This window comes from Nonomuraea sp. MG754425 (genome assembly GCF_021699195.1).
In the GTDB taxonomy this organism is placed as follows: Bacteria; Actinomycetota; Actinomycetes; order Streptosporangiales; family Streptosporangiaceae; genus Nonomuraea.
In genome coordinates, this window is record NZ_SSXE01000066.1 from 45,900 (window position 1) to 64,715 (window position 18,816).

General features: G+C 71.8%; 17 protein-coding genes. 15 read left to right on the forward strand and 2 right to left on the reverse strand.

Features of this window, described 5'->3' with window-relative positions:
* Nucleotides 1-690: aminotransferase class I/II-fold pyridoxal phosphate-dependent enzyme (locus FAF44_RS22980; RefSeq protein ID WP_237105291.1), on the forward strand; the 690-nt coding region annotated here is incomplete at its 5' end.
* A 60-nt stretch (nt 691-750) separates the two neighbouring features.
* Here the strand turns inward: FAF44_RS22980 and FAF44_RS22985 are convergent.
* On the reverse strand, nt 751-2,310 hold the full coding sequence (locus tag FAF44_RS22985; protein WP_237105292.1) for a glycoside hydrolase family 10 protein: 1,560 nt from the start codon (nt 2,308-2,310) through the stop codon (nt 751-753).
* A 132-nt stretch (nt 2,311-2,442) separates the two neighbouring features.
* Entirely contained in the window at nt 2,443-4,581 is a 2,139-nt protein-coding gene (locus FAF44_RS22990) for an elongation factor G-like protein EF-G2 (RefSeq protein WP_237105293.1), read from the reverse strand.
* A gap of 143 nt (nt 4,582-4,724) precedes the next feature.
* Here FAF44_RS22990 and pgsA point away from each other — a divergent pair, with 143 nt between their 5' ends.
* The 14 genes from pgsA to ruvA all read left to right on the forward strand — a co-directional run bounded on the left by pgsA (nt 4,725) and on the right by ruvA (nt 18,794).
* Nucleotides 4,725-5,348 carry a phosphatidylinositol phosphate synthase gene (gene pgsA, locus FAF44_RS22995; protein WP_237105294.1) on the forward strand — a complete coding sequence of 208 codons (624 nt, stop codon included), beginning with the start codon at nt 4,725-4,727 and terminating at the stop codon, nt 5,346-5,348.
* Nucleotides 5,345-6,256 carry a phosphatidylinositol mannoside acyltransferase gene (locus FAF44_RS23000; RefSeq protein ID WP_237105295.1) on the forward strand — a complete coding sequence of 304 codons (912 nt, stop codon included), beginning with the start codon at nt 5,345-5,347 and terminating at the stop codon, nt 6,254-6,256. The genes pgsA and FAF44_RS23000 overlap by 4 nt, the downstream gene beginning before the upstream one ends.
* Nucleotides 6,253-7,383: a glycosyltransferase family 4 protein gene (locus FAF44_RS23005; protein WP_237105296.1), complete on the forward strand. Its 1,131-nt coding sequence runs from the start codon at nt 6,253-6,255 to the stop codon at nt 7,381-7,383. The genes FAF44_RS23000 and FAF44_RS23005 overlap by 4 nt, the downstream gene beginning before the upstream one ends.
* Nucleotides 7,384-7,438: 55 nt before the next feature.
* Nucleotides 7,439-7,981, forward strand: coding sequence for a hypothetical protein (locus FAF44_RS23010; protein ID WP_237105297.1), 543 nt, complete (start codon nt 7,439-7,441; stop codon nt 7,979-7,981).
* Nucleotides 7,982-8,043: 62 nt separating this feature from the next.
* A complete protein-coding gene (locus FAF44_RS23015) occupies nt 8,044-9,063 on the forward strand; it encodes a DUF3048 domain-containing protein (RefSeq protein WP_237105298.1) in 1,020 nt (339 codons plus the stop codon).
* A gap of 120 nt (nt 9,064-9,183) precedes the next feature.
* Nucleotides 9,184-10,098 carry a pyridoxal 5'-phosphate synthase lyase subunit PdxS gene (gene pdxS, locus FAF44_RS23020; protein ID WP_237105309.1) on the forward strand — a complete coding sequence of 305 codons (915 nt, stop codon included), beginning with the start codon at nt 9,184-9,186 and terminating at the stop codon, nt 10,096-10,098.
* A gap of 240 nt (nt 10,099-10,338) precedes the next feature.
* A complete protein-coding gene (locus FAF44_RS23025) occupies nt 10,339-12,033 on the forward strand; it encodes an alkaline phosphatase (RefSeq protein ID WP_237105299.1) in 1,695 nt (564 codons plus the stop codon).
* 99 nt (nt 12,034-12,132) lie between these two features.
* Nucleotides 12,133-13,032: an endonuclease/exonuclease/phosphatase family protein gene (locus FAF44_RS23030; protein ID WP_237105300.1), complete on the forward strand. Its 900-nt coding sequence runs from the start codon at nt 12,133-12,135 to the stop codon at nt 13,030-13,032.
* Nucleotides 13,033-13,119: 87 nt separating this feature from the next.
* Nucleotides 13,120-13,698 carry a pyridoxal 5'-phosphate synthase glutaminase subunit PdxT gene (gene pdxT, locus FAF44_RS23035; protein WP_237105301.1) on the forward strand — a complete coding sequence of 193 codons (579 nt, stop codon included), beginning with the start codon at nt 13,120-13,122 and terminating at the stop codon, nt 13,696-13,698.
* 3 nt (nt 13,699-13,701) lie between these two features.
* Nucleotides 13,702-14,451, forward strand: a complete 750-nt coding sequence (locus FAF44_RS23040; RefSeq protein WP_237105302.1) for a YebC/PmpR family DNA-binding transcriptional regulator — start codon at nt 13,702-13,704, stop codon at nt 14,449-14,451.
* A 125-nt stretch (nt 14,452-14,576) separates the two neighbouring features.
* Entirely contained in the window at nt 14,577-16,262 is a 1,686-nt protein-coding gene (locus tag FAF44_RS23045) for a carbohydrate ABC transporter permease (RefSeq protein WP_237105303.1), read from the forward strand.
* An 11-nt stretch (nt 16,263-16,273) separates the two neighbouring features.
* On the forward strand, nt 16,274-17,416 hold the full coding sequence (gene eis, locus FAF44_RS23050; RefSeq protein WP_237105304.1) for an enhanced intracellular survival protein Eis: 1,143 nt from the start codon (nt 16,274-16,276) through the stop codon (nt 17,414-17,416).
* Between the two features lie 84 nt (nt 17,417-17,500).
* Nucleotides 17,501-18,031, forward strand: coding sequence for a crossover junction endodeoxyribonuclease RuvC (gene ruvC / locus FAF44_RS23055; RefSeq protein WP_237105305.1), 531 nt, complete (start codon nt 17,501-17,503; stop codon nt 18,029-18,031).
* A 142-nt stretch (nt 18,032-18,173) separates the two neighbouring features.
* Entirely contained in the window at nt 18,174-18,794 is a 621-nt protein-coding gene (gene ruvA, locus FAF44_RS23060; RefSeq protein ID WP_237105306.1) for a Holliday junction branch migration protein RuvA, read from the forward strand.
* The last annotated feature ends 22 nt before the right edge of the window (nt 18,795-18,816 follow it).

The window sequence follows — 18,816 nt, forward strand, 5'->3', positions numbered from 1 at the left end:
GTGCGGGAGGCGCTGGCCCGCCACCGCCCGGCCGCCGTGTACGTGGCGAGCGTGGACAACCCGACCGGCGCGGTCCCGCCGCTGCGGCACGTCGCCGAGTCGGCCCGGCGGGCCGACGTGCCGGTGGTGGAGGACCGCGCGCTGGCGGCGCTGGTCCACGACGGAGCCGCGCCGCCCGAGCCGCTGGCCGGGGCGCACCCGTACGGGACGGTGACCGTCGGATCGTTGTCGAAGGTGTTGTGGGGCGGGCTGCGGGTGGGCTGGGTGACGGCCGCGCAGCCGCTGCTCGCCCGGCTGGTGGAGGCCAAGCTCGACGCCGACCTCGCGACCAGCGCGGTGGCCCAGCGGCTGGCCGCCGACCTGCTGGAGCACAACCCGGTCGAGCCCTGGCTGGCCGAGCTGGCCCGGCGGCGGGAGCACTGCCTCACGACGCTGGCCGCCCGCCTGCCCGAGTGGACCTGGGAGCGTCCGGCGGGCGGGCTGTCGGTGTGGGCGCGGCTGCCCGGCACGGACACCGACCGGTTCGCCGTGCTGGCCCGCGAGCACGGGGTGGCGGTGGCCCCCGGCTCGCTGTTCTCCCCGGACGGCCGCCACCGCGACCGCCTGCGGCTCAGCTTCGCGCTGCCGCCCGAACTGCTCGACCAGGCCGTGACGGAACTCGCGCGGGCCTGGGAGTCGAGCCGGGCCTGAGGTGGCGTGAGAGCCGCGGGGCAGGCCCGACGATCGGCCCCGCGGCTCTCACCCCGGTCTTCAGCCGGCCTTGACCTTCACCGCCTTGCTCTCGTGCTGCAGCCGGTCGAGCGAGGTGACCAGGTAGGAGCCGGCCTCCGGCACCGTGTACGACGGGCCGCTCACCAGGGCCACCAGGTTGCGGGCGTCGGTGGTGTGGCAGTCCTTGCCGGACTCGGGCACCCGGTACACCGCGTAGGACCGGGCGCCCGCGGACGGCGCCCACGAGAGCCGGGTGCCGGCCGCCTTGGCGTCGGCGGGCGGTGGCGGAGCCTCGCCGCCGCGCGCCTCCATCAGCGGCTGCAGCGCGGGCCGGCTGTAGTAGGTCTTGGCGATGCGGTCCATGGCGCCGAGCGGGTCGCTCAGGAGCTGCTTGGCGCTGAAGTAGACCTCGCCGTCGACCTGCTTGCTGGAGCGGTTGATCCCCACCTGCGCGGGCAGCTCGCCCGGCTTGGTCCAGGCCCGGTCGTCCTTGGTGCCGACCCGGTAGAGGCCCTGGCCGATGTAGAGCTGTACGTCGGTGTCCTTGACCTCGCCGGACCACCAGCGCACCAGCGTGGTGTAGTCGGCCGCGCTGTGCCCGCGCGGCCAGTAGAGCTGCGGCAGCACGTAGTCGACGGTGCCGGCCTTGATCCAGGCCCGCGCGTCGGCGTAGATCGAGTCGTACGCCGACATGCCCGACGTGCTCGACCCGGTCGGGTCCTGGGCCTTGTTACGCCAGATGCCGAACGGGCTGATGCCGAACTTGACGTGGTTCCTGGCCTCGTGGACGGCCTCGTCCACCTGCTTGACCAGCTTGTTGACGTTGCCCCGCCGCCAGTCGGCCAGCTTCTTGCCGTCGCCGAACTTGCGGAAGGCCGCGGCGTCGTCGAAGGTCTGCCCGGCCGCCGGGTAGGGGTAGAAGTAGTCGTCGAAGTGCACGCCGTCGATGTCGTAGCGGTCGACGACGTCGGTGATGACCTTGACCACGTGCTCGCGGACGGCGGGCAGGCCGGGGTTGTAGTAGAGGCGGCCGCCGTACTTGACCGTCCAGTCGGGGTGCAGGCGGGCCGGGTGGTCGGCGGGCAGCTTGGCGACGCTGTCGCCGTAGGAGGCGCGGTAGGGGTTGAACCAGGCGTGGAACTCCATGTTGCGCTTGTGCGCCTCCTCGATGAGGAAGGGCAGCGGGTCCCAGCCGGGGCTCTTGCCGGCCGTGCCGGTGAGGTACTGGGTCCACGGCTCCAGCGAGGACTTGTAGAGCGCGTCGGAAGCCGGTCGCACCTGGACGAAGACCGCGTTGAGATTGCGCTTGGCGGCACTGTCGAGGATCTTGACGTACTCGGCCTTCTGCCGGTCGGGGCTGAGCCCGGGCTTGGAGGGCCAGTCGATGTTCTGCGTCGTGGCGATCCAGACCCCGCGCAGCTCGCGCTTGGGGTAACGGGGATCGGGCTTGCACGGCGCGGCCCCGGTCGTGGCGGGCCCGGCGACGGTCGTCTTCTTCTCGCTCGCCGCCGGGCTCCCGGCGGGGCCGAAGGTGTAGGCGGCGGCGGTCGTGGCGACCGCGACCGCGGCGGCGACGGCGAGTGGGCGTCCAGTTCGCATAGTGCCCCCCAGTCTGGCAGCTATGCGGCCATGCTCGGGGCCGAAAACCGAAATCAAGTTGTGACGCATTCGTGATATCTACCCACGGCTGGGCCGGGAGGGACATTCGCCCTCCCGGCCCAGGCCATGGCTTTACTCCGCGCTGGTCACCTTGCTCGCGAGGTTCTGGGGCAGCGGCTCGTAGCGCAGGAACACGCGCGTGAACGTGCCGGTGCCATGTGACATGGATCTCAGGTCGATGGCGTACCGCGTGATCTCCAGCTCCGGCACCTCGGCCTTGACCAGGGTGCGGCCCGTGCCGACCGGCTCGGTGCCGAGCACCCGGCCGCGCCGCGACGACAGGTCGGACATCACCGAACCGACGTAGTCGTCGGCCACCAGCACCGACAGCTCGTCCACCGGTTCGAGCAGCAGGGTCGAGACCTTCGAGGCGGCCTCCTTGAGCGCGAGCTGGCCCGCGATCTGGAAGGCCATGTCGGAGGAGTCGACGGAGTGGGCCTTGCCGTCGTACAGGGTGACCCGCACGTCCACCATCGGGTAGCCGGCGACGACGCCGCGCTCCATCTGGGCCCGCACGCCCTTCTCCACCGACGGGATGAACTGCCGCGGCACCACGCCGCCCACGATCTTGTCGACGAACTCGAAGCCCCCGCCGGACGGCAGCGGCTCGACCTCCAGGTGGCAGATGGCGTACTGGCCGTGGCCGCCGGTCTGCTTGACGTTGCGGCCCATCGCCTGGCACCGGCCGCCGAACGTCTCGCGCAGCGGCACCCGCAGGTCGATCCGCTCGACCTCCACGCCGTGGCGGTTGGCCAGGCGGTCGAGGAGCACGTCGGTGTGCGCCTCGCCCATGCACCACAGCACGAGCTGGCGGGTCTCGGCGTTGTTCTCCAGACGCAGCGTCGGGTCCTCGGCCACCAGGCGGCCGAGCGCCTGCGACAGCTTGTCCTCGTCGGCCTTGGACCTGGCCCTGATCGCCACGGGCAGCAGCGGGTCGGGCATGCCCCAGGCGGTCATCAGCAGCGGGTGCTCCACCTCCGACAGCGTGTCGCCGGTCTCGGCCCGCGAGAGCTTGGCCACGGCCACGATGTCGCCCGCGACGCCCTTGGCGACGCCGCGCTGCTGCTTGCCCAGCGGGCAGGTCAGCGTGCCGATGCGCTCGTCCACGTCGTGGTCCTCGTGCCCGCGGTCGGCCAGGCCGTGCCCGGAGACGTGCACGGTCATGTCGGGACGCAGGGTGCCGGAGAAGACGCGGACGAGGCTGATGCGGCCCACGTACGGGTCGCTGGTGGTCTTGACGACCTCCGCCACGAGCGGCCCGTCGGGGTCGCACGTGACGCCCTTGACCGGCTTGCCGGACAGGTCGGTGATCTCGGGCATGGGATGTTCGAGCGGCGACGGGAAGCCCTGCGTCACCAGCTCCAGCAGTTCGTGCGTGCCCACGCCGAGGCCGCTGCAGAGCACCGGGAAGAAGCTGCCGCGGGCCACGGCCTTCTCCAGGTCCTGGACGAGGACCTTGGTGTCGATGGGCTCGCCCTCCAGGTACCTCTCCATGAGCGACTCGTCCTCGCTCTCCTGGATGATGCCCTCGATCAGCGTGCCGCGGTGCTCCTCGATCTGGGCCTCGTACTCCGCGCCCGGCTCCTTCTCGCTGCGGGCGCCCGTGGCGTAGTTGTAGAACTTCTGGGTCAGCAGCCCGATCAGGCCGTTGACGTGGCCGTTGGTGATCACCGGGAGGTAGAGCGGCGCGACGCCGTCACCGAAGGCGTCCTGGCAGGTGGCGAGCACCTCGTCGAAGTCGGCCCGCTGGTGGTCGATCTTGGTGATCACGACCGCCCGCGGCATGCCGACCTGCGCGCACTCCTCCCAGAGCATCCGCGTGAGACCGTCGACCCCCTCGACCGCCGAGACCACGAACAGGGCGGCGTCGGCCGCGCGCAGGCCCGCGCGCAGATCGCCGACGAAATCGGCGTAGCCGGGAGTGTCGAGAAGGTTGATCTTGATGCCGTTGTGCACCAGCGGCGCCACGGCGAGGTTGACCGATCGTTGCTGGCGGACCTCCACCTCGTCGAAGTCGCTGACGGTGTTGCCGTCCTCGACCCGTCCGGGGCGCTGGATGGTGCCCGTCGTGGCCAGCAACTGCTCCACGAGGGTCGTCTTGCCCGCTCCTGAGTGGCCGACCAGCACGACGTTGCGAACCGCGTCCGCCCTGTCGGCCGCGGGTGCCCTGCCCGCGGCTCCCACGGCGCCACCAGAGTTTCTTTCCGCCACATCGGCCTCCCGCGTCGTCGGTTCTCGCCAACGCCGCGCCCGCGCGGAGTGAATGGAAACCGCATGGACGCGGTGTGTTCACCAAATACCCGTGTGGCGGATATCACAAGGGGGGTGAGGCAAAGAAAGTTGTCAGGCTCGTCATGGCCTACGATCGGACCGCGATGCTCAAACTCCTGCGCCCGGCCATGACCCGGATACTCACCCCGCTGGGCAGGGCACTCGTCGGCCGCGGGATCGGCCCCAACGCCGTCACGGCGGTGGGCACTCTCGGCACCGTCGTGTCCGCCCTGCTCTTCTTCCCCCTGGGACAGCTCACCTGGGGGGCTCTCGTGATCACCGTCTTCGTGCTGTTCGACCTGCTCGACGGCGTCGTGGCCCGGCTCGGCGGCAAGGGGGGCAGCACCTGGGGGGCCTTCCTCGACTCGACCCTCGACCGCGTCGCCGACGCCGCCATCTTCGCCGGCCTGATCCTCTACTTCATCTCCGTGCACGACACCCTGATGGCCGCGGTGACCCTGGTCTGCCTGATCGCGGGCGCGGTGGTCTCCTACGCCAAGGCCAGGGCCGAGGGGCTCGGCCTGACGTGCGACGTCGGGCTCGCCGAGCGGCCGGAGCGGCTGGTGGTGGCGCTGGTCGCCACCTGTTTCGCCGGGCTCGGCGTGCCGTACGTCCTGCCCGTGGGCATGTGGCTGCTCGCGGTGGCCAGCCTGATCACCGTGGCGCAGCGGGTGGCGGCCGTCTACCAGCAGACGAGGGAGCGATGAGCGAGAAGGTGTCGATCGGCGACCGCGTCGTGGCGGCGGGCTTCGCCGCGGGCTGGAAACTCGTGCCGCTGCTGCCCGAGCGCCCGACGGCCGCGGTCTTCCGCCGCCTGGCCGACCGGGTCTGGCGCGGGCGCGGCAAGTCGGTGCTGCGGCTGGAGTCCAACCTGGCCAGGGTGACCGGCCTGGAGCCCGGCGGTCAGGAGCTCGGCGAGCTGGTCAGGGCCGGGATGCGCTCCTACTTCCGGTACTTCCACGAGGTCTTCCGCCTGCCGTCGATGGACCGCGCCGAACTCGTGCGCCGCACCCACGTGATCGGCGCCGAGCACGTCCACGAGAACGTGGCGGCCGGGCGGGGCGTGGTGCTGGCGCTGCCGCACATGGGCAACTGGGACCAGGCCGGGGCGTGGCTGGTGGGCGTCGGCCATCCGTTCACGACCGTGGCCGAGCGGCTCAAGCCCGAGTCGCTGTTCCGCCGTTACGTGGCCTTCAGGGAAGGGCTCGGCATGGAGGTGCTGCCGCTGACCGGCGGCGACGGGCACAACTTCGGCACCCTGGCGACGCGGGTGCGCAAGGGCGGCGTGGTCTGCCTGCCGGCCGAGCGCGACCTGACCAAGAGCGGCGTCGAGGTGAGCTTCTTCGGCGCGGCGACCAAGATGCCCGCGGGGCCGCCGCTGCTGGCCGTCCAGACGGGGGCGGCGCTGCTGCCCGCCGTCGTCTACTTCGTCGGCGACGACTGGGGCATCCACATCCACCCCGAGGTGCCGGTCCCGGCCGAGGGCACCCGGCAGGAGAAGGTCGCGGCGGTGGCCCAGTGCCTGGCCGACGTGTTCGAGAAGGGCATCGCCGAACACCCCGAGGACTGGCACATGTTGCAGCGGCTCTGGCTCGACGACCTGGAGCCCCGATGAGGGTCGGCATCGTCTGCCCCTACACCTGGGACGTCCCCGGGGGCGTCAAGCAGCACATCGACGACCTGGCCCAGGCGCTCATCGCGCAGGAGCACGAGGTCTCGGTGATCGCGCCGGCCGCCGACGACGACGAGCTGCCCCCTTACGTGACCGGCGCGGGCCGGGCGATTCCGGTGCCGTACAACGGGTCGGTGGCCAGGATGTCGTTCGGGTTCCTGTCGGCCGCGCGGGTGCGGCGCTGGGTGCGTACGGGCGGCTTCGACGTGCTGCACATCCACGAGCCGCTGATCCCGAGCCTGGGCGTGCTGGCGTGCTGGGCGGCCAAGGGGCCGATCGTGGCCACCTTCCACGCCTCGTTCTCGCGCTCGCGGGCGATCGCGGTGGCCGAGCCGTTGCTGCGCAGCGCGCTGGAGAAGCTCAGCGGGCGCATCGCGGTCTCCGACGCGGCCCGCAAGAGCCTCGTCGAGCAGTTCGGCGGCGACACCGTGCTCATCCCCAACGGCGTCACCGTGGCCCGCTACACCGAGGCCGAGCCGCTCGACGGCTGGGGCCCCGACGGCGCCACGCTGGGCTTCCTCGGCCGCATGGACGAGGAGCGCAAGGGCCTGCCGATCCTGCTCGACGCGTTCCGGACGCTCGCGGCCGAGCGGCCCGGGGTGAAGCTGCTCATCGCGGGTCCGGGCGACGAGAAGGACGTCTTCGAGCGGGTGCCGAAGGAACTGCGCGACCGGGTGACGGTGCTGGGCATGGTGAGCGAGGCCGACAAGATCCGCGCCTACCACTCGGTCGACGTGTTCGTGGCGCCCAACACCCGGGGCGAGAGCTTCGGCATCGTGCTGGCCGAGGCGATGGCGTCCGGGGCGACGGTGCTGGCCAGCGACATCCCGGCCTTCCGCAAGGTGCTGGGCGACGGGCAGGCGGGCGCGCTGTTCGCCAACCGCGACCCCGCCTCGCTGGCGCGCGAGGCCGCCGCGCTGCTCGACGCCCCGGAGCGGCGGGCCAAGCTGGCCGCCGAGGCGCTGGTGGCGGTCAGGAAGTACGACTGGTCCACGGTCGCGCGCGACGTCGTACGCGTCTACGAGACCGTCACCACGAGCGGCGCGGGCCGCGTGGAAGAGGACCTGTGACCCGGGCCGCGGCGGTCGTGAGCACGGCCGGCGCGGGTGAGGTGGAGGAAGACCTGTGACATCCACCATGATCGTGCTGATCGTGGGCATCCTCGTCGTGCTCACGGCCGTGTACATCTCCTGGCGGGCCGGCCGGCTCGACCGCCTGCACATCCGGCTGGAGCTGGCCCAGGAGTCGCTGGGCGCCGCGTTGATGCGGCGTCGCGCGGTCGTGCTGGAGCTGGCCGGCTCGCGACTGCTCGATCCGGCCACGTCCCTCGTGCTGGCGGCGGCGGCCCACGAGGCCAGGTCGGCCGGGCCCGAGGAGCGCGAGCACGCCGAGAGCGACCTGTCGCGGGCGCTGCGGGCGGTGGCGGACCAGGAGCGGTTCAGGGAGAAGCTGTCGGAGTCGCCCGGCGGGCGCGCGCTGCTGGAGGAGCTCGACGGGGCGGTGGCCAAGGTGGTCTACTCGCGCCGCTTCTACAACAACGCGGTCTCGGTCACCCGGGCGGCGCAGGACCGCTGGCTGGCCAGGACCCTCCGCCTGGCCGGGTACACCGAGTACCCGCAATTCTTCGAGATTGATGACAATCCGCCCGCAGCCATGGCAACTGAATGACCTGATTTGGGGAAGCCAGTAAGCTTCTTCCCGTTTTCGGGCTGAAGCGAGGAGAGTTACACGTGCGGCTACCCCGGATGATCACGGTCTACCTGGCGGGAGCCGCCGTGCTGCTCCCCGTAGCGGCCTGCTCCTCGGACGAACCGGCGGCGGGCCAGGCGCCGCCACAGGCGTCCGCGGCCGCCGCGCCCAGCGAGGAGCCGGAGGAGGTCAAGGCCCATCCGTTCACCGGCAAGCCGTACCAGGCGCTCAAGCCGGTGCTGGCGGTGAAGATCGAGAACACCGCGGCGGGCAAGCCGCAGCTCGGGCTCAAGAGCGCGGACATCGTCTACGTCGAGCAGGTCGAGGCCGGGCTGACCCGGCTCATGGCGATCTTCTCCTCCAAGCTGCCCGCCAAGGTGGGCCCCGTGCGCAGCGCCCGCATCTCCGACCTGCACATCGCGCCGCAGTTCGGCAAGCCGGCCTTCTCGTACTCGGGGGCGCAGACCAAGATGCTGCCGTTCATCGCCGAGGCGTCCCTGTTCGACGTGGGCGACACGCACAACCCCGGCGCGTACTTCCGCCAGCCCGGCCGCTACGCCCCCTACAACCTGTTCGCCAACACCAAGCAGCTCCTGGCCAAGGCGCCCAAGGCGAGCAAGGCCAAGGACGTCGGCTTCACCTTCGGCGACGCCCCGGCCGAGGGCGGGGTGGAGCGCAAGTCCTACACCGTCAAGTGGCCCGCGGCGCGCTTCACCTTCGCCTGGTCGGAGGAGGACGAGCAGTGGATGATCTGGCAGGACGGCAAGAAGGACATGGCCGCCGAGGGCGGTCAGCTCGGCGCGCCGACGATCGTCATCCAGTACACCAAGACCGAGCGCTCGGAGTTCCACGACAAGAACCAGAGCTACACGCCGCTGGTGCACACCACGGGCAAGGGTTCGGCGATCGTGCTGCGCGACGGTAAAGCTTTCAAGGCGAAGTGGGAACGGGAATCGGAGGACAGCGGCACGACGTTCACCACTCAGAGCGGCGAGCCGATGAACTTCGCGCCCGGCCAGGTCTGGGTGGCGCTCGCCAGCCGTCAGCCCGTCATCCCGTAGATGAGCCTTCTTGTACAGGAGTGGCGTTAAATCCTGACATCTTGGCATGTCGGGGGAGGGGTCACTCAGGACCTACGATGGGCTTGATAACTTACCGAATCGCCGTGAGAGCCCGTGAGGATGACCGTGTCCAGCAGCACGCCAGAGAGCACCCCCGTCACCGGAACCGCCCGTGTCAAGCGCGGCATGGCCGAGATGCTCAAGGGCGGCGTCATCATGGACGTCGTCACCGCGGAGCAGGCCAAGATCGCTGAGGACGCCGGCGCGGTGGCCGTCATGGCCCTCGAGCGGGTTCCCGCCGACATCCGCGCGCAGGGCGGCGTGTCCCGGATGAGCGACCCCGACATGATCGACGGCATCATCGCCGCCGTCTCCATCCCCGTCATGGCCAAGGCCCGCATCGGTCACTTCGTCGAGGCCAGGGTGCTGCAGGCGCTCGGCGTCGACTACGTGGACGAGTCCGAGGTGCTGACCCCGGCCGACTACGCCAACCACATCGACAAGTGGCAGTTCACCGTGCCGTTCGTGTGCGGGGCCACCAACCTGGGCGAGGCCCTGCGCCGCATCACCGAGGGCGCGGCCATGATCCGCTCCAAGGGCGAGGCCGGCACCGGCGACGTCTCCAACGCCGTCACCCACATGCGGACGATCCGCGCCGAGATCAAGCGGCTCACCACGCTCCCCGAGGACGAGCTGTACGTCGCGGCCAAGGAGCTGCAGGCCCCCTACGAGCTGGTCGCCGAGGTCGCCAGGAGCGGCAAGCTGCCGGTCGTGCTGTTCACCGCGGGCGGCATCGCCACCCCGGCCGACGCGGCGATGATGATGCAGCTCGGCGCCGAGGGCGTGTTCGTGGGCTCGGGCATCTTCAAGTCGGGCGACCCGGCCAAGCGCGCCGCGGCCATCGTCAAGGCCACGACGTTCTACGACGACCCCGACGTCATCGCCAAGGTCTCGCGCGGCCTGGGCGAGGCCATGGTCGGCATCAACGTCGACGAGATCCCGCAGCCGCACCGCCTGGCCGAGCGCGGCTGGTAAGCAGCCGGCAAAGCAGCGCGGCATCGCAGGTCACAGCGCCGCACGCGTGAGACGATCACCCCTGGCAGGCCGCCACCGGCCTGGCGGGGGCGCCACGACGTGACGGCAAAAATTGCCGGAGAAGGCGACATCCGCGAAGGATGTCGTCTTTTTCGTGTTGTGTGGTGTTCACCACGTAGTCATGATTCTCAGTCAGGCTACGGGGCGGCCCTCGTCCCTTGATCGTCCTGGGAGCAACACGTGACCAAGCTGAACCGCAGGCACTTCCTCGTCACCGGGTTAGCGGCAGGCGCCGCTGCGGCCATCCCCGCCGGAGCCGCGCACGCCCAGCCGGATCCGGCCGCCGACCCGGCGGCGCAGAGCGCGCAGTCCCTGGCCTCGCGCGGGCTGAGCGCCGACCCCTTCACGCTCGGCGTCGCCTGCGGCGACCCCGACAGCGAGGGCTTCGTGATCTGGACCCGCCTCGCCCAGCAGCCGCTGGCCGAGGACGGGCTCGGCGGCATGCCGCAGCGGCCCTTCACCGTGCAGTGGCAGGTGTACGCCGACGAGCAGGCCCGCCGCGTCGTGCGCGCCGGCGTCGCCGTGGCCGCCCCCGACTGGGGGCACAGCGTGCACGTCGAGGTGCAGGGGCTGGGCTCCGACCGCGAGTACTGGTACCGCTTCCGCGTCGGCCCGTACGTCTCGCCCCTGGGCCGCGCCCGCACCGCCCCGCACCCGCTCTCGTACGGCGGCGGCCTGGCCATGGCCTTCGTCTCGTGCGCGCAGTACGAGCACGGCTACTTCACCTCCTACCGCCACCTGGCCGAGGAGCGCCCGGACCTGATCCTGCACCTCGGCGACTACCAGTACGAGTACACCAAGAACACCTACAACATCCCCGGCGGCAACGTCCGCGACCACGAGGGGCCCGAGACCGAGACCCTGGCCGGCTACCGCCAGCGCCACGCCCAGTACAAGGCCGACCCCGACCTCCAGGCCGCGCACGCGTCCGCCCCGTGGCTGGTCGTGTGGGACGACCACGAGGTCGACAACAACTGGGCCGACGAGACGCCGGAGAAGCCCGAGATCCCGCAGCCGGACTTCCTGTCCAGGCGCGAGGCCGCCTTCCGCGCGTACTACGAGAACATGCCGCTGCGCCGCAGCTCGATCCCGCGCGGCATCGACATGCAGCTCTACCGGCGCATCCGGTGGGGCCGGATGGCCACCTTCCACATGCTCGACACCCGCCAGTACCGCGACGACCAGGGCTGCGGCGACGGTTACCGCGACTGCCCCGCCGCCGTGGACCCGGCCCGCTCGATCACCGGCGCGGCCCAGGAGGAGTGGCTGCTGAACGGCTTCCACCACTCCCGGGCGCAGTGGGACATCCTGGGCCAGCAGGTCTTCTTCGCCCAGCGCGACAACAACGCCGGCCCCGTCAAGGTCACCTCCCAGGACGCCTGGGACGGCTACGTCGCCTCCCGCCGCCGCATCACCCAGGGCTGGATCGACGCCGAGGTGCGCAACCCGGTCGTGCTGACCGGCGACGTGCACGCGCACTGGGCCAGTGACCTCAAGCTCGACTACGACGACCCGACCGGGCCCACGGTGGGCTCCGAGCTGGTGACCACGTCGATCTCGACGGGCGGCAACGGGGCCGACTCCGACCCGGCCCAGCACCCGTTCCTGACGATCAACCCGCACCTGAAGTTCTACAACAACCAGCGGGGTTACGTGCTGTCGACCATCGGGCGGGACCGGATGACGTCCGACTTCAAGGTCGTGCCCCAGGTGCAGACGCCGGGTTCGGAGGTCTACACCCGGGCCACGTACGTGGTCGAGGACCGGGTGCCCGGGGTGCAGCAGACGTACCTGAGGCCGCTCGACCCGACGTTGCGCAGCCGTACGGCGATGACGGTGGAGGAGACGGTGCGCCTGGAGACCGAGCGCCCGTGATCCCGTCCATCCCCTGACCAGCGGGAGCGCGCCACACCTCCTGGGCGCGCTCCCGCCTCTGCCCGGCGGGGCCGTCACTACGTGATTACATATCCCTTCATGGTGGGACATGTCGTGATGATCGCGGCGAGCCTGCTCGTGGCGGGCCCGCCCCCGGCCTCCGCCCGCGCGGACCTCCAGGAGACACGCCTGTCGGTGATGACCTGGAACGTCTGCGCCGGCACCAACTCCGGCTGCCGCCTCTACCGGGCGACCACCGTCGAGTTGGCCGAGCACATCGGACGCCAGGCGCTCGCCCGCCCCGCCGAGCCGGGCGTGATCTTCCTCCAGGAGTTCTGCACCAGCGCGACCGGCACGCTGGAGCTCTGGCTCGAACAACGCACCGGCAAGCCCTGGACGATCGGCTCCTGGGGCCTGACCGCGCAGGACGGCACCCCGTACGCCTGCCATCCCGACCGGCTCGGCCGCCCGCGCGGCGCGCAGAGCATCGCGGTCGCGGTGGCCGGCGAGGCCGCCTTCCGCGCCCACCCGCTGCCCTCGCCGCCCTGGTACGTCCGGCGCGCCGCCCTCTGCGCCGACCTGCCCGCCCTCGCGGTCCGCGCCTGCGGCACCCACCTGTCCTCCGGCGGCGTCCTCGACGACCGGCAGCCCGGGGCCCCGTACCGGACCAGGCAGCTCGCACGCCTGGCGGAGGTCGCCTCGAGGCCCGGCTACCGGACGATCGTCGGCGGCGACCTCAACGTCTCCCCGCCCGACAGCGGCTACGGCGCCGCCGCCGGCCGCCGGGCCGTCGCGCCCCTGTACGCGGCCTACCAGGAGTGCGGGCAGCGCGGGCCGCGGCGCACCGGAGGATGGACCCGGGAGGGCAAGAAGCTCGACTACCTGTTCGCCCCGAAGGGCGGCGTGCGCGGCTGCCACGTCGATCGCGCCGTGACCCTGTCCGACCACAAGCCCGTGTACCTGGACGTGGGCCTGCGCCGGCCGGGCCCGGCCCGGTGACGTCGCGCGAACCGCCCTGACGGAAGATGCCGGGCCGTCCTGGTGTTGAATGTTCGGAACCCGTACACCCGGACGAAAGGATCGACTGTGCCCGCCATCGGTGTGCTCGCCCTTCAGGGAGACGTGCGCGAGCATGTGCGCATGCTCCGGGAGGCAGGCGCCACGGCCGCCGCCGTGCGCCGTCCCGCCGAGCTGGACGCGGTCGACGCCCTGGTCATCCCCGGCGGCGAGTCGACCACGATGTGGAAGCTGGCCGAGACCTTCGACATGCTGGAGCCGCTGCGCCTGCGCGTCAAGGAGGGCATGCCCGCCTACGGCTCCTGCGCCGGCATGATCATGCTGGCCGACCGGATCGAGGACGGCACCGCCGGGCAGCAGACCGTCGGCGGCATCGACATGGTGGTCAGGCGCAACGCGTTCGGGCGTCAGGTGCACTCCTTCGAGTCCGACCTCGACTTCGCCGGGGAGCGGGTGCACGCGATCTTCATCCGGGCGCCGTGGGTCGAATCCGTCGGCGCGGACGTCGAAGTGCTGGGCAGGTGCGAGCCTGGGGATAGGATCGTCGCGGTCCGTCAAGGTCCGTTGCTCGCGACGTCGTTCCATCCCGAGCTCACCGGGGACGTCAGTGTGCACCGTTACTTCGTAGACATGGTGAGGGAGCTCTAGGTAATGTCCGGCCACTCCAAATGGGCGACGACGAAGCACAAGAAGGCCGCGCTCGACGCCAAGCGCGGCAAGCTGTTCGCCAAGCTCATCAAGAACATCGAAGTGGCGGCACGGACCGGTGGCCCTGACCCGGACGCCAACCCCACCCTCTTCGACGCCATCTTCAAGGCGAAGAAGAACTCCGTGCCCAACGACAACATCGAGCGTGCCCGCAAGCGCGGCGGCGGCCTGGAGGCAGGCGGCGCCGAATACCAGACGATCATGTACGAGGGTTACGCGCCCGGCGGCGTCGCGGTGCTCATCGAGTGCCTCACCGACAACCGCAACCGCGCGGCCTCCGAGGTACGGGTCGCGCTGACCCGCAACGGCGGCTCGCTGGCCGACCCCAACTCCGTCTCGTACATGTTCAACCGCAAGGGCGTCGTGATCGTGCCCAAGAACGGGCTCGACGAGGACACCGTGCTCATGGCCGTGCTCGACGCGGGCGCCGAGGAGGTCAACGACATCGGCGAGTCCTTCGAGGTCGTGTGCGAGGCCGGCGACCTGGTCCCGGTGCGCAAGGCCCTGCAGGACGCGGGGATCGACTACGACTCGGCCGAGTCCAGCTTCCTGCCGACGATGAGCGTGCCGCTCGACGAGGAGGGCGCCAAGAAGGTCTTCCGGCTCATCGACGCGCTGGAGGACAGCGACGACGTGCAGAACGTCTTCGCCAACTTCGACGTCTCCGACGAGGTGCTCGCCGCGCTCGACTGACCGCCCGTCCCATCGGGATCGTGAGAGGGGTCCGGCCCGGCGCCGGGCCCTTTCGCACGTGCCCTGACCTGGGGGCGGCCTCCTTCGCGTGCGCGGGGCCGGGTGGCGGCGTAGGGTCTGGCGACGTGACTTCCCCCACCCCGTCCCCTCCGGCCCGGTTCTCCGCCCTCGGCTGGCTGCTGGCCGTGCCGGCGCTGCTGGGCACCCTCATCACCCTGGTGCTGCCGACCGGCCAGACGATCTGGCTGAGCTTCCAGGACGGCGGGGTGCTGAAGGAGAGCACCTACGTGGGGACGTCGAACTACCTCCGCCTGCTGGAGGAGAGCGCGTTCTGGCACGCCCTGGGCTTCACCCTCTCGCTGACCGTGATCCCGCTGCTGGTGGCGGTCGTGGTGGGGCCGCTGCTGGCGCTGGCGCTCGACCGGGCGGGCACGTGGCCCCGGCGGGCCGGGCGGATCGTGCTCTCGCTGTCCGTCGTCGCCTTCTCGCCGGTCGCCGTCGCCGCGTCCTGGCTGCGGGGCCTGTCGCCGGACGCCTCCGGCCTCGCCACCCTGGCCCAGGAACTGCGTGAGCCCGCGACGGCCCCGGGGACGGTGCGGCTGATCATCGCCGCCGCCACGTTCGGCGTCGTGTGCGCGCTGGCCCTGATCGCGTTCCTGCCCGCCCTGCGCGGCGGCGCCCCCGGCCCCGCGCTCCTCGTCGTCGGGGTGCTCGTCGCACTCGCCACGGTCGCCGTGGGCCTCCAGACGTTCGCGTTCGGGACGGTGCTCACCGGCGGCGGCCCTCAGCGGGCCACAGAGACGCTCGCGAGCCTGCAGTACGGCTACGCCTTCCGATTGGCCCGGTTCGGGCTCGGGGCGTCCGTCGCGGCCCTCACGGGGGTGATCCTCGGCGTGCTGGGGGTGGTCGCCACGGTCGTGGCGGTGGCCGCACGGCTGCGGATCACGGTCACGCCGCGCGCGGGGCGTCCTGGGGCGCCCCCCGACGGGGCCGGTGTTCCCCAGGAGGCGGGCGGCGCTCAGTGGCCGGGCGCAGGCTCCGGTGCCGGCCGTCCGGGGCGGCGGGTGAGTCCGGCTGGGGTGGCGGTCGGCGTGGTGGCGCTCGTGATCGTCGCCGGCGTCGCCCTCGTCCTCACCTGGCCCTGGATCGACGGCGTGCTCGCCTCGCCCGCCGGTCCGGAGGGAGCCCTCGGCACGCAGGTCAACACCTGGGCCCCCGCCGTCGCCGGAGCCGTCGTCTCGGTCGGCGTGGCCTACCTGGCGGCGCTCGGCATCGGCGGCCTGCGCCCGCTCGGACGCGCCAGCGACTGGCTGCTGCTGCTCTTCGCCCCCTGGCTGTTCGTCGGCCCCGGCCCCCTCTCCGTCGCCAACTGGCAGAACATTCGCAACCTGGACCTCATCGACTCGCTCCCGGCGCTCGTCCCGCCGCTGCTGGTGAGCGTCCCGGCCCTGCTCGTGCTCACGCTCCTGTGCCGGGGACTGGCCGAACGGGCCGGTGGCGACTTCTTCGGCGGCGTGTTCCTGCCGTCGCTCCCGATGGCGGGCATCCTCACCGGGGCCGTCACGCTCGTCAACGCCCACGACCTGCTCTGGCCGATGCTGGTCGTCCAGAACCCGGAGCTGGTCACCACCCCGGTGGCCCAGGCCGCCCGGCTCAACGGCTTCACCGGCGGGCAACCCGACGTGGGCGCCGCGACGCCGCTGGTCGTGGTCGCCGTCGCGCTGGCCGCTCTGGTGGCCGCCCAGGTGTCGTACCTCGACCGGCTCGCCATCACCGCAAATGGTTCGCACGTACGCGGGCCCGCTGCATAGATTGTCCGTTTGTGGAAATACGCGACCTGACTCCCGAAGACCTCGACGACGTTCTTGACCTGCGAAAGCGCTCGTTCGGCCCGCTGACGGCCGACGACGGGGAGAGATGGCGCAAGGCCGTGCTCCCGTCGCTGGGGGAGGGGCGCTACCTGGGGGCCTTCGAGGGCGAGCAGTTGGCCGCGGCGGCGCGGTTGCGGCGCTTCACGCAGTGGTGGCACGGCAGGCCGCAGCCGATGGCGGGCGTCGCGGGCGTCACCGTCAACCCCGAGTACCGCGGACGCGGGGTCGGCACGCGGATCATGCACGCCGTCGTCCACCGCGCGGCCGAACTCGGGGACGCCCTCGCCGCGCTCTACCCGGCCACCACGGCCATCTACCGCGGGGTCGGCTTCGAGCACGCCGGGGCGCTGCACAACGTCCGGCTGTCCGCCGAGGTGCTGCGCGCGATCCGGCCGTCCGGGCAGGTCAAGCTGCGCAGGATGGGGCCCGGTGACGCGGCCGAGCTCATGGCGGTGCTGCACCGCGTGCACGGCGCGGCCCGGTCGAGCGGGCCCATCTCCTGGGACGAGGACACCTGGAACCTGCGGCTGGCCGACGAGGACGACTTCCGCTACCTCGCCGACGACGGCTACGCCGTCTACCGGTGGCGGGGCGAGTCCATGGAGGTCGAGAACATCGTCGCCGCCTCCCCGGACACCCTGCGGGCCCTGTGGTCCCTGGTCGGCAGCGCGTCCACGATCGCCCGCGAGGTCGTCGCCTCCGTCGCCCCCGACGACCCGGTGTTGTGGCTGCTCCGCGAGCGGACGAAGGAGGAGGTCAGCCAGGTGCGGTGGATGTTCAGGGTGCTGGACGTCGCCGCGGCCGTGGAGCGGAGGGGTTTCCCGGCGGACGCGGCCTGCGAGGCCGTCGTCACCGTCGAGGACCCGATCCGCGGCGGGGGCACGTGGCGGCTGGACATCTCCGGCGGATCCGGCACGGCCACCCCGGCCGAGGGCGACGGCGTCACGCTCTCAGTGAACGGCTTCTCCGCCCTGTACGCCGGAATTCCCGTGCGGACCCTGCGCCTCACTGGGCTCATGTCCGGAGATGACCGATACGACCAGGCACTCGGCACCGCCTTCGCGACCAAGCCGTACATGCTCGACTACTTCTAGCCCTCGTTCGCCGGTGCACGCCCACCGCAGCCGGAGTAAAGTCTCGTGCCGAACAGATGTTCGGCGTGCGGGAGGGGCGAGCCGGTGCGGGTGATGGGCGTCGATCCGGGGTTGACCCGGTGCGGCCTGGGCGCCGTCGAGGGGCGGCCGGGCGCGCCGCTCAGCATGGTGGCCGTCGGGGTGGTGCGCACCGGGGCCGGCGAGGAGCTCGGGGCCCGGCTCGTCGGCATCGAGGCCGGGATCGAGCGCTGGCTCGACGAGGTGCGTCCCGACGCGGTGGCGGTGGAGCGCGTCTTCAGCCAGCACAACGTCCGCACGGTGATGGGCACGGCCCAGGCGGCGGGCATCGCCGTGCTGTGCGCGGCCCGGCGCGGGCTGCCCGTGGCCCTGCACACGCCGTCGGAGGTCAAGGCCGCCGTCACGGGCAGCGGCACGGCCGACAAGAAGCAGATCGGCGCCATGGTCACCCGCCTGCTGCGGCTGACCGAGATGCCCAAGCCCGCCGACGCCGCCGACGCCCTCGCCCTGGCCATCTGCCACGTCTGGCGCGGCGGCGCCCAGCACCGCCTGGCCGAAGCCCTGGCCCGCGCGAACCGCAAGGACCCCCGGCGATGACCCGCGGCACCGCGAGAGACACGGACACGCTCTCGACCTCGATCGCGGTGTGGCGTGATTGGGCTCCATGGCGTGCGGTGCGCTATGACAGGAGCCGGTGCTGGAAGCCGAGCGGCGGCAGGCCAGTGACAGGAGGACAGGTGTGATCGCGTCGGTGGCGGGCAAGGTGGCGGCGATCGCGCCGGACGGAGCCGTGATCGAGGTGGGCGGTGTCGGCATCCTGACCCACTGCACCCCCGGCACGCTCGCGACCCTGCGGATGGGGGAGGCGGCGCGCCTGGCGACGTCGCTGGTGGTGCGCGAGGAATCCCTCACCCTCTACGGCTTCGGCACCGACGACGAGCGCGCCGTCTTCGAACTGCTGCAGACCGCCAGCGGCGTCGGGCCCAAGCTGGCGCTGGCCATGCTGGCCGTGCACACGCCCAACGCGCTGCGGGTCGCCGTGGCCGGCGCCGATCTGAAGGCGCTCACGCAGGTGCCGGGGATCGGGCAGAAGGGGGCGCAGCGCATCGTCCTGGAGCTGAAGGACCGGCTCGGCACGCCGGAGGAAGCCGTCAACGCCGCACTCAACGGCGAACGGCGGGTGGCCGTGTGGCGGGATCAGGTGCACTCGGGGCTGGTGGGGCTGGGCTATTCGAGCAAGGACGCCGACGAGGCCGTGGCCGCCGTGGAAGCGGACGCCGACACCGCCCTCGCCGCCGGCCGCACCCCCCAGGTAGCCGCCCTCCTGAAGGCGGCCCTGCGCACCCTGAGCACCCGATGACCCCCACCGACCACCCCTCGAC